Source organism: Streptomyces sp. NPDC006314, from assembly GCF_040613075.1.
Taxonomy (GTDB): domain Bacteria; phylum Actinomycetota; class Actinomycetes; order Streptomycetales; family Streptomycetaceae; genus Streptomyces.
In genome coordinates, this window is the sequence record NZ_JBEXRL010000004.1 from 229,075 (window position 1) to 241,508 (window position 12,434).

Genomic DNA, 12,434 nt, shown 5'->3' on the forward strand with positions numbered 1-12,434 from the left:
AACCGCCGCTGAAACCCCGGACTTCCGCCGTCTTCCATGGGCGTTCGGCTCACCGCAGCGGGTCTCCGGCGGCCCGGGCCACCGCGTCCGGCAGGGCTGCGGCGGAGGCCGGCAGCCCCGGCCAGACGGACGGCAGACCGGCCTCCGCCAGGCGTCCCGGCTCCCCGCGCACGCTCCCGCGCACGCTCTCCGCGCTCGCGCGCGTGCCGCCCACTGCGGGCGGCTTGGAGGATGTCGTCGGTCTGGTCCTGCGACCGGGGCCACAGGCCGGTGCGGTGCCACTCCGATGCGCAGGCCCTCGCCTTCCGCCGGTTGGACAAGGCGACACCGGCAGACCGCCGGTATGCCCCGTCCGCGCCCTTGCCGTGCCCTCACGTGGGCGCCACGGTAGGCCCATGACCTCCTTCGTACTGCCTCATGAGGTGCACGGCGACGGCCCCCACAAGGTGTTCGCCGTCCACGGCTGGTTCGCCGACCGGTCCGCCTACGCGGCCGTCCTGCCGGATCTGGACCGCACCGCCTTCACCTATGCGCTGGTCGACCTGCGCGGCTACGGCGCGGCGCGGGACGCGGCGGGCTCCTACACGACGACCGAGGCGGCCGTGGACCTGATGGAGCTCGCCGACCGGCTCGGCTGGGAGCGTTTCTCGGTGATCGGGCACTCCATGGGCGGCTCGGTGGCGCAGCGACTGCTGACCGTCGCCCCGCACCGGCTGCGCCGGATCGCGGGTGTCTCTCCCGTGCCCGCCTCGGGCATGCCGCTGCCCGACGGCCAGGGCGCACTGTTCGCGGACGCGGCGCACAAGGCGGAGAACCGGCGCGCGATCATCGACTTCACCACCGGGAGCCGCCGCCCGGCCGCCTGGCTGGACCGGATGGTCGCCCGCTCGCTGGAGCGCAGTGACGCCAAGGCGTTCCGGGCCTGGCTCGACTCGTGGGCGGGCGAGGACTTCCACACCGATGTCGAGGGCAGTGAGGTGCCCGCCCTGGCCGTGGCCGGCGAGCTGGATCCGGCCCTGTCGCCGGCGGTCCTGCGGGAGACCTGGCTGTCCTGGTATCCGCGCGCCGAACTGGTCTCACTGCCGTCCGCCGGTCACTACCCGATGGACGAGACACCACTGGAACTCGTCCGGGTGGTCGAGGACTTCCTGCGGGCGGACACCGAGGCACCTGCGGACGGCCGGGACACGGCCGTCGCGGGCGAGCGGGCGTGAGCGTGCCCGAGGTGCCGCCGGTGCCCGACGTGTTCGACCCGCGCCGGTACGCCGCCGGGGTGCCCTACGACGACTACCGCGTCCTGCGCGACCACCATCCGGTGGCCTGGCAGGAGGAGCCGGAGGTGCTGGGCTGGCCGGCCGGTCCCGGGTTCTGGGCGGTGACCCGGCACGCGGACGTCGTGCGCGTACTGAAGGACGCGGCGACGTTCTCCTCGTACCTCGGCGCGACCCAGATCCGGGACCCCGATCCGGAGGATCTGCCGTTCATCCGCCGGATGATGCTCAATCAGGATCCGCCGCGGCACGGGCGGTTGCGTCGGCTGGTGAGCCGGGCGTTCACGCCCGGCCGCATCGACCGGTTCGCCACGGCCGCCCGGCAGCGGGCGCGCACGCTGCTCGCCGGGGCGTTGGCGGCGGCCCGCGAGGGGCACGGCACGGTCGATCTGGTGGCCGCCGTCACCAACGAGTACGCGCTGCTCAATCTGGCGGATCTGCTGGGCGTCGCGGAGAGCGACCGGGGGCTGCTGCTGCACTGGACACAGCGGGTCATCGGCTATCAGGACCCGGACGAGGCGGGTCCCCCGGTGCTGGACGGGACGGGCAGGCCGGTGAATCCGCGCTCACCGGCGATGCTGCGGGACATGTTCGCCTACGCCCGGCAGTCGGCCGTGTACAAACGGCGGTACCCCGCCGACGACATCCTGACGGCACTCGCCCACGACGCCGAACTGGAAGCCGAGGAACTCGAGATGTTCTTCTTCCTGCTCACGGTGGCGGGCAACGACACGGTGCGCAGCGCCGCTCCCGGCGGGCTGCTGGCTCTGGCCGAACATCCGGAGGCGTACGGGCTGCTGCGCGCCGGCAAGGTGGAACTACGGTCGGCGGTCGACGAGTTGCTGCGCTGGCACCCACCGGTACTGACGTTCCGCCGCACGGCGGTGCGGGACACCGAGCTGGCGGGGCGGCGGATCCGGGCAGGTGACAAGGTCGTGGTGTTCCACGCCTCGGCCAACCGGGACGAGCGGGTCTTCACCGGAGCGGACCGGCTCGATCTCGCCCGCTCCCCCAACCCGCACGTCTCCTTCGGGGGCGGTCCACACGTGTGCCTGGGCGCCCATTTCGCGCGACTGCAACTGCGCGTGCTCTACGAGGAGGTGCTGCGCGTCCTGCCTCTGCCGCACCTCGCCCGGCCCGCCGGGCGCCTGGTGTCCAACTTCATCAACGGCGTCAAGTCACTGCCGGTGCGGGTCGCCTGACGAGGCGACCTGGATCAGGGCGTGGGTACCGCTCGTGCGCCAGCGCTGGTCCTCCGCCGCCACCAGCGCGGCCTCGGCCGCTGCCGGCAGACCGGTGACCACCTCGGACTTGAGGGTGCGCAGCGCGGCGACCGGACCGGGGAATCCGGCTGTCACCTGCTGGAACGGCGTGGTCGGCGGCCACAGCCGGTCGCCCACCAGGCGGCGGTAGTTGAGGTCGCCCTTGACGACGGTCAGCGTGGCCGCGGCGAACTGCGCGCGCAGATCGTCCGGCATCCGCGCGTACGGCAGCGGGGCGCAGGAGAAGGGGTGGGCGCGCACGTCGAGCCGGCCGCCGGACATGGCCGCCCAGAGCACGCGCCCGTACTCGGCGGCCGCGCCCGGCGCCGCCCGCAACCGGTGCAGGGCGTCGACCACGTCGGTGGTGGTGGCGTCGGAGACGTAGTACGGGTACGGCTTGACGTGCAGCACCGCCCGCGCGGCCCGCCCCTCGGCGAGGAGATGGGCGATCAGCAGCAGATCGGGGACGAGTTCGCGGCCGGCGTTGTCGGCGACCAGCACGAGCGTGCCCGTCCCGCCGCGCGGCAGCAGCGACCACAGGGTTTCGCTGTCGTCGGCGACCAGCGCGGGGGCCGGCTCCCGGGCCTCGGCGCCCGCGGCGGAGAACCGGAAACCGAGGTCGGCGCGATTGCCCCACAGCGACCCGTGCAGCAGGGCGCGCGCCCGTTCCTCCTCCGGCAGGTCCCTCAGCGCGTCCAGGGCGGCCAGTTCCTCGTCGGTCTCCGGCGCTTCGAGTTCGGCGCGTTTGAACGGGCGGAAGGGGTCGATGCCCTGCCAGGCACCGGAGCCGAAGTACCCGACGGCGTCGAGCAGCCGGCGGTAGAAGTAGCTCAGCCACGGCACGTCGAACCAGGACCGCCCGGCGTGGTCGGCCAGCCCCCAGTCGTGCCAGCGGTCGCGGTCCGGGGCGTCGGCGGGAAGCGGCTCGATCGCCCCTTCGGCGCAGCTCTTCAGCAGCTCGTCCAGCGCCCGGTGCTGCCCGGGGCCGTACGGGAAGGCGTCCCGCACCTGCCTGATGATCGCGGGATGCCGCTGGGCCAGCACGCTGTGCGGGAACGAGCCGGGTTCGTTGCCGGTGATCACGGGTGCGCAGGGGGTGTCGGGCATGTCGGTCACCGTAGCGCGCGTCAGACTGTTCTGATCTCCCGTTCCAGCTGCGTGGCGAGGGAGACGTAGCGGGGGCGGCGGTGCACCGGGACCAGGCCCCGGATCATCAGGTGCCACATCTCGGCGACCCTGCGCGGAAGCCGTCCGACCGGTTCGATCGAGCGGCCGGCGACCCGGGTGCCGACGAAGAAGCAGACAAGGCCGTGCGCGACGGCACCGACGTCGAGGTCGCCGTGCACATCGGCCTCCCTGACGGCTCCGCCGAACTTCCGGGTGGCGAACTCCAGCCACTCGGTGAACGGATGCCTCAGCGGCGGCCGTACGGCGAGGTCCGCGGAGGCCAGGCGCAGTCCGGCGCGCGGCACCGGGTCCTCCACGGCGAGCCGGGCGATCCCGAAGGTGGTGCGCATCAGGGACTCCAGCGAGGAGTACCCGCGGCTCTCGACCTCGGCCACGAGCTGCTGCGCGGCCTTGGCCTGGAGTTCCAGGATGGCGTGGGCCAGGTCCTCCTTGGCGGCGAAGTGGAAGTACAGCGCACCCTTGGTGACCTTCGCGTACGCCACGATGTCGCTCAGGCTGGTGGATTCGTAGCCGTGTTGGTCGAACAGATCGGCGGCGGCCGTGATGATCGTTGCCCGGGTCTGCTCAGCGCGTAACTGCCTCGCCATCGTGTGACCCTTCCTTGCACCTTGAACGAACGGGACATGCGGTTTGTTTTTGGCCCGTCGCCCACGATAACTCACCGGGTGGCAGCGGGAGTCCGGCGCACGGGCCCACGGCTCGACCAGCGCCCTGCCGGCGGCGCGCCCCACACGCGGGGCCTCGTGGGCCGCGAACGGACGGCACAGGACCGCTCCACCCGCGTTCCCCGACTGCTTCCGGCGGCCACGGGACGGCCGTTGCACCCGTGATCACCACGATACGAGGCAGGCGGCCGGCTCCTCAACGAGGTCTCGGAGCAGGCGCGAAACAGCCGAACCGGTCGGTGCTTTCGCGCCCCCTGGGCACCGGCATGCCGGACCGGCTGAACGCGGCGGACGTGCGCGCCGTACTGGACGCCGCAGATCCTGTTCCCCGCGCACGCCGAGGAGACGTCCCGGATGACTCGGATGACCGCCCGCCTGAGCGTCACGGCGACCGCTGTGGCGGCCCCGCTCCTGCTCCTGTCATGGGCGGCGGGGTCTGCCCAGGCGCACGGAGCCCCCACGGACCCGGTCAGCCGGGTCTACGCCTGCTCCCCCGAGGGCGGCAGTGCGGACCGCTCGGCGGCCTGCAGGGCGGCGATCACCGCGAACGGCGCTCCGTTCACCGCGTGGGACAACCTGCGCGTGGCCGGGGTGGCGGGTCGTGACCGGCAGGTGATACCGGACGGCAGACTGTGCAGCGGCAACCTTCCGGCGTACCGGGGCCTCGACCTGCCTCGGCGGGACTGGCCGGCGACGCGGCTGACACCCGGTGGCCGGCTGACGATGACGTACGCCTCGACGATCAACCACACGGGGACGTTCAAGCTGTACCTGACCAAGCCCGGTTACGACCCGGCGAAGCCGCTGAAGTGGTCCGACCTGCCGGAGCGGCCCTTCGCCCAGGTCACGGACCCGCCGTTGAGGAACGGGGCGTACCACATCCGCGCGACCCTGCCGAAAGACCGCGCGGGGCGTCAGATGCTGTACACGATCTGGCAGAACAGCAGCACGCCGGACACGTACTATTCGTGCTCCGACGTGATCTTCCCCGGGCGCGGGACGGCCGCCGGAGCGGCGCAGGCCACGAGGACCGCGACCGCGACGGCGACTCCGCCGGGCGGCCGATCGCCGCGGACGCAGACCCCGCCAGCGGGGGGTGCTCCAGCGGAGCAGTCGACTGCGGCCCCGGAAAAGGTGCCTTCGCGGCCCAGGGACGCCGCCGGGGACAGCACTCCGGTGGCGGAGGCGACGCGCGGCGGTTCGGGCCCCTCGGCTCCGCTGCTGGCGGGCGGCGCCGCCGCGGTGCTGGTGCTCACCGGGAGCGCCGCCTTCGCGCTGCGGCTACGACGGCGCTGAAATCATCGCAGGAGTGATCAGTTGACGTAGACCCGGGCACCGCCGTCGGTGACCGGCGCGTACTTGGCCGTGAAGTAGCCGTTGGCGAAACACAGCGACGAGCCGGAGCTCTTGGCGAACTGCTGGTTGGTGAAGGTGATGCTGCTGTCGGCGTTGTCGGCCTTCCCGGTCAGGCCGGCCGCCTGGTAGACGCAGGTGACGGTGCCCAGCAGGGTGCGCAGCTTGACCGTGGCCTGCACGACGGAGCCGCTGGCGGGCTGGACGGTGAGCGTGCCGTCGGAGGTGACCGTCGCCGAGTAGGGCAGGTTGTCGATGGTGATGCCGTTGACGCCGAGGACACCGGTGACGTTGCTGGTGCAGGTGCTGCTGTCGAAGGTGTGCGCGGTGACGGACTCGGTGGCCGTGCCGGGGGCGGTCGGGTTACCGGTCACCTTGGCGGTGAACTGGGAGGACGTGCACTTGACGCCGCTGGTGCCGGTCGCGCTGGAGTAGAACGTCGCGGACGTGCCGGAGGCCAGGGGCGCGGTCAGGGTGTCGCCGACCGCGGCCGCGGTGCCGCCGGCGCTGCCGGTGGTGAGGACGGCGCTGCCGTCGGCGGAGGCGGGTCCGGCCGCCGTGAGCACGAGCGCGGCGGCGGTGCCGGCGAGGGCGAGGAGGGATCGCGTACGCATGCGGGTGCCTCTTTCCTGAGTGGGGGTTCCGGTGAGGTGAGGTGGGGGGTCTCGGGCTTGCTGGGGTGCCGCCGACGCGGGGCCGTCGCGCCTTCTCCGTACGCGACGGGCCCGCGTCGGCGGCAGGCCGGGCACCGGCCGAAGGCCTCGGGGGCGGACCTTCGACCAGGCCGGGCAGCACGGCGGCGCCGGAGACCGGCCGAGGGAAGGGATTGCGCCGGAGCCGCGGAACGACGTGAGCCGTTGCCGCGAACCGGCTCGCGTGACTGCCGCGTGCCGACGTGAGCGGTCACCCTCTGCCGAACGTGAGCGGTTGCCATGAGCCGGTGTGAGCGGTTGCGATGAGCCGAGGTGAGCGGCTGCCGTGAAGGGCCGGGGACGCGGCCGGTGCCGCTCGGCGGACCCGGCGCCACGGATCCGTGAAACAGGGAAATTTGTAGACCTGAATAACCGTCAACGTCAAGCGCCAGTAGGAGAGTTGCGGACAGCGGTCGCGGGTCGCGCACATCCGACACCCTCTTTTCACATCTCCCTTGACCCTTCAATGTAACCGGCGGTAACTTCCTCGAAGGCTACCGTCGCATAACGAGAAAGCCCTTGCACCCGCCGGGAGTGCGAGGAGGCGTACGCGACAGCCACTGTCCGCGCCAGGACACCGCGCCACTGAAGCCCAACCCGCATTGATCCATGCACATGGGAGCAGACATGGCCTCGTCCCCGGACGTCCCGTCCGTCGGCAACACCCCCGAGAACCCGGGCAAGGGTTCACCGTCCGGAACACCGAGCACCGCCGGGACCAGCACCGGCGGCGAGAGACGCGGGCGGGTCCGGGCGCGCCGGGCCGCCGTGATGGCGGTGCCCGCCGCCCTCGTCGCCGCCGGCCTCGCGATCCTCACCGCGCAGGGGGCGCTGGGTGTGCAGTTCGCGATCTCCGGCATGCCGTTCACCGTCACCGCGACCGAACTGAAGGGCACCGGATTCGAGCAGTTCGGCGCGCTCGACAACATGGCGGACGGCAGCCCGAACGCCGGGGACTCCGGCGGCCAGGTACTCGTGGTCACCTCCGCGATCAAGAACGCCACACTCACCAAGCTGTGCCAGAGCGTCGACCTCGGCGGCACCAACCTGCTGATCACCGCGGGCAGCGGTGCGAACAAGGTCACCGCGACCGACCTGACCACCGACTCCACCGAGCTGTCAGGTGACGCGGCGTTCGACAACATCGAGATCGGCAACGACGCGAGCACGCTGACCAAGGCGGGTGTGAAGGGTCCGATCGGGGTCTTCAGCCAGCAGGCCGACACCGTGCGCATCGCCGATCTACGGCAGACCAACTACGCCACCACCGCCGGCGTGTTCAAGCTGCCGGGTCTCAAGCTGCGCTTCAGCGGCTCGGGCTGCTGATCGCCGTGCCGGACCGTCCACGTCGGGGGCCGAGGCTCGCCTTCCGCAGGTGGCGGGCGCGCCGGCCGTTCTGGGGCGGGCTGCTGCTCGCCCTGGGCGGCGGCGAGATCCTGCTCACCGAGAAGGCCTCACTGAAAGTCGTGATGCACATCGGCATGCAGGGCCTGGCCGGCTATCTGCTGCCGACGCTGATGCTCCTGCTGGGCCTGCTCATCCTCTTCAACCCCTCGCAGCGACTCTTCTACTCCGTCACCGGCATCCTGCTTTCCCTGGGCACCTGGCTCACCTCCAACCTGGGCGGCTTCTTCCTCGGTCTCCTCCTCGGCGCCACCGGAAGCTGCCTCACCTTCGGCTGGCTCCCGGACCAGGAGCCCCGCGTCAGCCGCCGCGAACGCCGGAAGCAGGCGAGGGCCGAGCGGGCAGCGACGCGTGCGGCCATGGCGGACGGGGTGGAGGGGACGGCTTGAGGAAACGGCCCGGCCGGCCGCGGCCGATCCGGCACGCCGGACCCGTGCGCTCACGGTCCCGCGCATCCCCGGAACAGGTGGCTCGGGGACTTCTTCGCTACCCGTGCCGGGACACCGGGCAGCCGGACGGCGTCCAGCGCCGCTGCGCAGGAGGCGCAGGCCGTGGGCGGTCTCGTCGGAGGGGTCCGCGGCGGGGACCGGGCGCTGCGCGCCGACGTCGGTGCAGCGGCCGTGGCGGCGGCCCGCCGCGGCGGGCAGGGCGGCCGTCCGGCGGTCAGGGCGGCCCGGGTCCGGCGCGCCGGGGTCGACGACGGGTCCGGCCGCGCCGTCTGCCGGCCGGATCAGCACGGACAGGGAGAGGTCCGCACCCCTGCGCACGACGTGGGTGTCCCCGGCCTCCGGGGACACCCACGTCGTCCCGCCCGCGGTCATTCCAGACGGCAGGTCAGGCGAGACCGGCGGACTTCAGCCAGGCCTTGGCGACGTCCAGCGGGTCCTTGCTCTGCGTCTGCACCTGGGTGTCCAGGTCCAGCAGGGTCGCCGTGTCCAGCTTGGCCGAGACCGCGTCGAGCGCGTCGACGCCCTTCTGGTTCAGCGCACTCTTGTGGACGAGCGGCTGGACGTTCTCGAACCCGAAGAGGTTCTTCGGGTCCTGCAGGACGACGAACCGCTCCTTGGAGATGGTCGGGTCCGTGGTGAAGAGGTCCGCGGCCTGTACGGCGTTCTTCTTCAGCGCCGCCTGGGTGAGCGGGCCGCCGGCGTCCAGCGCCTTGAAGGACCTGAACTCCAGTCCGTAGACGGACTTGAGGCCGACCAGGCCCTGCTGCCGGGTCTGGAACTCCGGCGAGGCGCCGATGACCAGGTCCTTCGCGATGTCCTTGAGGTCGGCGATGGACGACTTCCCGGTGAGGCCGTACTTCTTCGCGGTGGCCGCGTTGACCGTCACCGAGTCCTTGGTCTGCGCCGACGAGGGCTTCAGCAGGGTCAGCTTGGAGTCCAGCTTGGCCTCGATGGCCGCCGTGGTGGCTTCCGCCGTCTTCGGCGTGGCCTTCGGGTCGAGGTAGGCCAGCAGCGCGCCGTTGTACTCGGGCAGGACCGAGATGGAGCCGTTCTTGAGCAAGCCGTAGGTGGTCTCGCGGCTGCCGATGTTCGGCTTGTACGTGACCTTGATTCCCTTGGCCTTGAGCGCCTCGCCGTAGATGTCGGCGAGCAGGGTGCTCTCGGGGAAGTTGTTGGATCCGACGACAACACTGTCGCCGCTCGCCTTGCCGTCGTCCGACAGGGGGTTGTCGGCCTTGCCGTCGTTGGAGGAACAGCCCGCCAGCAGAGCCGCCGCCGTGAGGGCGACCACCGCCGCGCCTCGGTTCCTCCGGATGGACCTGCTGATATGGGTCGTGGAAGTCACCCACTGATCCAATCCAGCCGGTTCTCGGTCAGTCAAGGGTCTCAGATCACCGATTGGCCTCGATCTGCGGCCAGTTGTGCACGTCGAGCACTGGACGTCTCGACGGGTGCCGGTCGTGGTGTTCGGCGCACGCGAACGCGGCTCGGTGCGGGACGCGCTGCTCGTCGTGCTGAACCGGGCCGGCCCGCACCGGGCGGTAGGTCGGCGAGGTGAGCTACCGCACCCGTACCCGGGCCGGGATACTGCGCCGGCCGTCCCGGCCGCGGCGCCCGTCAGCCGCTCCGGCGCACCCCGGGTGAGACCGTGAGCCGGGACGCGGCCCAGAACACCACGAGGGTGGCGAGGGCGAGTCCGGCGACCAGGGTGGCGCCGCCGACGACCTTCTCGTAGTTGCGCTGGTAGAGGCCGTCGATGATGTACCGGCCGAGGCCGCCGAGGCTGACGTAGGCGGCGATGGTGGCGGTGGAGACGATCTGGATGGCCGCCGTGCGCAAGCCGCTCAGGATCAGCGGGAGCGCGACCGGCAGCTCCACCTGGAGCAGCACGCGCGCCTCGGGCATCCCCATGCCGCGCGCCGCGTCCACCGGTGACGGGTCGACGGAGCGGACCGCCTCGTAGGTGGTGACCAGGATCGGCGGCACGGCGAGCACGACCAGCGGGATCATCACCGGCATGAGGCCGAACCCGATCCAGATGAACATGAGCACCAGCAGACCGAAGCTGGGCAGGGCCCGTCCGGCGGTGGCGATCAGCGCGAGGGCGTTGCCGCCGCGCCCGTAGTGGCCGGTGACCAGGCCGACGGGCAGGCCGATCACGGCGGCGAGGACGAGCGCCTCCACCGAGTACTTGATGTGCTCGACCAGGCGGGTGGGGATGCCGTCGTAGCCGTGCCAGTGGGAGGTGTCGCTGAAGAAGGTGTGCGCGAAGTTCAGTACGTTCACCGGGTGGCACCCTTCCGCGGCATCCAGGGGGTGAGGAGGAGGCGGACGAGGACCAGCAGGGCATCGGCGAGGATGCCGAGCACCGCGGTCGTGAGGACCGAGTTCACGGCCAGGGCGGGCCGGTGATAAGTGGTGGCGGCGTAGAGCATGTTGCCGAGGGCGCCCTGGTTGCCGATGAGCATGCCGACGCTGACCAGGGAGAGGCTGGACACGGTCGCCACCCGCAGGCCCGCGATGATCGCGGGAACGGCGATCGGCAACTGGATCTGGAGGTACCGGCGTACGGGCCCGAAGCCCATGGCCTGCGCGGCGGCCAGGGTTTCCCGCGGGACCGAGCGGACGCCGTCCACGATCGCCGGGACGAGCACGACCAGGCTGTAGATCGCGAGCGGGATCATGACGGTGGTCTCGCTCTGGCCGAAGTAGTCGATGAGGACGACGAAGAAGGCCAGCGAGGGGATGGAGTAGAGCACGGTGGTGATACCGAGGACGGGCGGGTAGACCCAGCGGAAGCGTACGCAGAGCTGCGCCACGGGCAGGGCGACGAGCAGGCCGGCCAGCACCGGCAGCAGTCCTTCGCACAGGTGCAGGCCGACGAGTCCGAGGTAGCTGTGCTGGAGGTCGCTCGGGAGGTCGAAGAAGCCGTTCATCGCGCGGCCTTCACCCCGGAGTCATGCGCCACCCGGCTGTGGGCGGCGCGGATCGCCTCGCCGATGACCTGCTGGGAGACGACGCCGACGGCGCGCCCCTCGCCGTCCACCGCGACGGCCCATCCGGTCGGCGAGAGCACGGCCCCGTCGAGCGCGGTGCGCAGCGAATCGGTGCCGGACACGAACGGCCGGCCGCAATCGATGAGTTGGTCCCGCTCGATCGCGCCGGCGGTGAGCCGGTGCGGCTCGCTCCAGCCGAGCGGCCTGCCGTCGAGGTCGGTGACGAGGAGATAGGGGGCCGCGGCCCGGGAGGCGAGCTTCTCCGCGTCCGCGTCGATCCCCACGAGGGGCGCGGTCTGCAACTCCAGTCCCTCTGCGGAGAAGAAGGACAGCCGGCGGATGCCCCGGTCGGCACCGAGGAAGTCCTCCACGAAGGAGTCGACGGGGGCGCTGAGCAGTTCGGCGGGCGGGGCGAACTGGGCGAGCCGGCCGCCGGTGCGCAGTACGGCGACCATCGTGCCGAGCTTGATCGCCTCATCGATGTCGTGCGTGACGAAGACGATGGTCTTGCCCAACTCATCCTGGATGCGCAGGAGTTCGTCCTGCAGCCCCTTGCGGACCACAGGGTCGACGGCGGAGAACGGCTCGTCCATCAGCAGCACCGGCGGGTCGGCGGCGAGGGCGCGGGCCACGCCGACGCGCTGCTGCTGGCCGCCGGAGAGCTGGTACGGGTACCGCTTGGCCAGCGAGGTGTCGAGCCCCACCCGCTCCATCAGCTCGGCGGCCCGGGCCCTCGCCTTCTGCTTGCCCCAGCCGAGCAGGCGGGGGACGGTGGCGATGTTGTCGAGGATGGTGCGGTGCTGGAAGAGACCGGCGTTCTGGATGACGTAACCCATCGACCGACGCAGGGTGTTGACCGGCTGCTGCCGGATGTCCCGGCCGTCCAGGAGGATGCTGCCCTCGCTGGGCTCCACCATCCGGTTGATCATCCGCAGGGTCGTCGTCTTGCCGCACCCCGAGGGCCCGACGAGGACGGTGATCGCGCGGTCCGGTATCTCCAGTGACAGCCGGTCGACCGCGACCGTGCCGTCCGGATACCGCTTCGTGACTGAATCTATCCGTATCAAAACGCCGAACACCCTTCGGGTCTGGCAGATTTCCGCCCACTCTCGGGCGCGGTCGTCGTTGCGCAGGCCGTTGCGGGGAGAGTCTAG

13 protein-coding genes and 1 pseudogene are annotated in these 12,434 nt (G+C 71.6%); 6 read left to right on the forward strand and 8 right to left on the reverse strand.

The features are described from left to right. Positions 1-49 precede the first annotated feature (49 nt). On the reverse strand, positions 50-214 hold the full coding sequence (locus ABZ079_RS09150; RefSeq protein WP_356938770.1) for a hypothetical protein: 165 nt from the start codon (positions 212-214) through the stop codon (positions 50-52). A gap of 181 nt (positions 215-395) precedes the next feature. On the opposite strand from ABZ079_RS09150, the gene ABZ079_RS09155 reads away from it, so the two are divergent. Then, complete coding sequence (locus tag ABZ079_RS09155) at positions 396-1,214, forward strand: alpha/beta hydrolase (protein ID WP_356938771.1); 819 nt, start codon at positions 396-398, stop codon at positions 1,212-1,214. Then, the gene (locus tag ABZ079_RS09160; protein WP_356938772.1) at positions 1,211-2,473 is read left to right on the forward strand and encodes a cytochrome P450; all 1,263 of its coding nucleotides are present in this window, start codon (positions 1,211-1,213) and stop codon (positions 2,471-2,473) included. Before ABZ079_RS09155 ends, ABZ079_RS09160 begins: the two co-directional genes overlap by 4 nt. Here the strand turns inward: ABZ079_RS09160 and ABZ079_RS09165 are convergent. Next, positions 2,450-3,640, reverse strand: coding sequence for a damage-control phosphatase ARMT1 family protein (locus ABZ079_RS09165; RefSeq protein WP_356938773.1), 1,191 nt, complete (start codon positions 3,638-3,640; stop codon positions 2,450-2,452). The two genes, ABZ079_RS09160 and ABZ079_RS09165, sit on opposite strands and share 24 nt — an antisense overlap. A gap of 20 nt (positions 3,641-3,660) precedes the next feature. After that, positions 3,661-4,308, reverse strand: a complete 648-nt coding sequence (locus ABZ079_RS09170) for a ScbR family autoregulator-binding transcription factor (RefSeq protein WP_356938774.1) — start codon at positions 4,306-4,308, stop codon at positions 3,661-3,663. Between the two features lie 432 nt (positions 4,309-4,740). Here ABZ079_RS09170 and ABZ079_RS09175 point away from each other — a divergent pair, with 432 nt between their 5' ends. After that, positions 4,741-5,682: a lytic polysaccharide monooxygenase gene (locus ABZ079_RS09175; protein ID WP_356938775.1), complete on the forward strand. Its 942-nt coding sequence runs from the start codon at positions 4,741-4,743 to the stop codon at positions 5,680-5,682. A gap of 17 nt (positions 5,683-5,699) precedes the next feature. On the opposite strand, the gene ABZ079_RS09180 is transcribed toward ABZ079_RS09175, so the two are convergent. Next, on the reverse strand, positions 5,700-6,353 hold the full coding sequence (locus ABZ079_RS09180; RefSeq protein ID WP_356938776.1) for a Tat pathway signal sequence domain protein: 654 nt from the start codon (positions 6,351-6,353) through the stop codon (positions 5,700-5,702). Positions 6,354-7,058: 705 nt separating this feature from the next. Between ABZ079_RS09180 and ABZ079_RS09185 the strand changes: the two genes are divergently transcribed. Both ABZ079_RS09185 and ABZ079_RS09190 read left to right on the forward strand, forming a co-directional pair. Continuing rightward, a complete protein-coding gene (locus tag ABZ079_RS09185; RefSeq protein ID WP_356938777.1) occupies positions 7,059-7,757 on the forward strand; it encodes a DUF6230 family protein in 699 nt (232 codons plus the stop codon). Between the two features lie 5 nt (positions 7,758-7,762). Then, positions 7,763-8,224, forward strand: a complete 462-nt coding sequence (locus tag ABZ079_RS09190; protein ID WP_356938778.1) for a DUF6114 domain-containing protein — start codon at positions 7,763-7,765, stop codon at positions 8,222-8,224. A gap of 445 nt (positions 8,225-8,669) precedes the next feature. Here ABZ079_RS09190 and ABZ079_RS09195 read toward each other — a convergent pair whose 3' ends face one another. After that, positions 8,670-9,629 carry an ABC transporter substrate-binding protein gene (locus ABZ079_RS09195; RefSeq protein ID WP_356938779.1) on the reverse strand — a complete coding sequence of 320 codons (960 nt, stop codon included), beginning with the start codon at positions 9,627-9,629 and terminating at the stop codon, positions 8,670-8,672. A 97-nt stretch (positions 9,630-9,726) separates the two neighbouring features. On the opposite strand from ABZ079_RS09195, the pseudogene ABZ079_RS09200 reads away from it, so the two are divergent. After that, positions 9,727-9,801, forward strand: a pseudogene (locus tag ABZ079_RS09200) (ATP-binding protein); the annotation flags it as partial. A 100-nt stretch (positions 9,802-9,901) separates the two neighbouring features. Here the strand turns inward: ABZ079_RS09200 and ABZ079_RS09205 are convergent. The 3 genes from ABZ079_RS09205 to ABZ079_RS09215 are packed head-to-tail and all read right to left on the reverse strand — an operon-like array spanning position 9,902 to position 12,347. Continuing rightward, the gene (locus ABZ079_RS09205; RefSeq protein WP_356938780.1) at positions 9,902-10,570 is read right to left on the reverse strand and encodes an ABC transporter permease; all 669 of its coding nucleotides are present in this window, start codon (positions 10,568-10,570) and stop codon (positions 9,902-9,904) included. Then, a complete protein-coding gene (locus tag ABZ079_RS09210) occupies positions 10,567-11,220 on the reverse strand; it encodes an ABC transporter permease subunit (protein ID WP_356938781.1) in 654 nt (217 codons plus the stop codon). The genes ABZ079_RS09205 and ABZ079_RS09210 overlap by 4 nt, the downstream gene beginning before the upstream one ends. Next, positions 11,217-12,347 carry an ABC transporter ATP-binding protein gene (locus tag ABZ079_RS09215; protein ID WP_356938996.1) on the reverse strand — a complete coding sequence of 377 codons (1,131 nt, stop codon included), beginning with the start codon at positions 12,345-12,347 and terminating at the stop codon, positions 11,217-11,219. The genes ABZ079_RS09210 and ABZ079_RS09215 overlap by 4 nt, the downstream gene beginning before the upstream one ends. Positions 12,348-12,434: the final 87 nt, after the last annotated feature.